This window comes from Bartonella sp. OD88NMGDW (assembly GCF_042193775.1).
Taxonomy (GTDB): Bacteria; Pseudomonadota; Alphaproteobacteria; order Rhizobiales; family Rhizobiaceae; genus Bartonella; species Bartonella grahamii.
Map to the genome: position 1 here is coordinate 1 of NZ_JBHIMA010000093.1, position 529 is coordinate 529.

1 pseudogene is annotated in these 529 nt (G+C 34.4%); it reads left to right on the forward strand.

The features are described 5' to 3' along the window. Nucleotides 1-529 (forward strand): annotated as a pseudogene (locus ACFIJR_RS09300) (hypothetical protein); the annotation flags it as partial.

Below are 529 nucleotides of genomic sequence, written 5' to 3' on the forward strand. Positions count from 1 at the left end.
GCGGCACTGAATGTTTTGCTTGAAGAAGGATATTTCATTCGTTTAGCAGATGGTCGCTTGTGGAATTTAGATGTTGAGGAAGAACTCAATAACTCTAATGAGAATTTAGATAAAGCTTCGGAAAAGGCTTCAAAAGCAGCAAAAGCTAGATGGGATAAAAACAAAGATAAAAGTAATGACGATGCACGTGCAATGCATGAGCAATGCACAAGCAATGCATACGCAATGCACGAGCAATGCTTGGAAATGCACAATAACATTAACATTAACAATAACAAAAAAAATAAAAATATTATTTTATCAAAAAGAGAAATTGATTTTGAAAATTTAGAAACAAACGATTTGGTTGACGAGCCAATCGAGTGTGATGATGTTCAATCAGAACAAATCAAAACGATAGAAACCAAACAACCAATCATTCGCGAGCAAAATATCAATCTTTCAAACGAAGTTAACAACCGATGGCAAATTAACGAAGCGATGATTGCGAAATTGCCTTCACGAAAAGTTAAAAAGGTTGGAAAAAAAC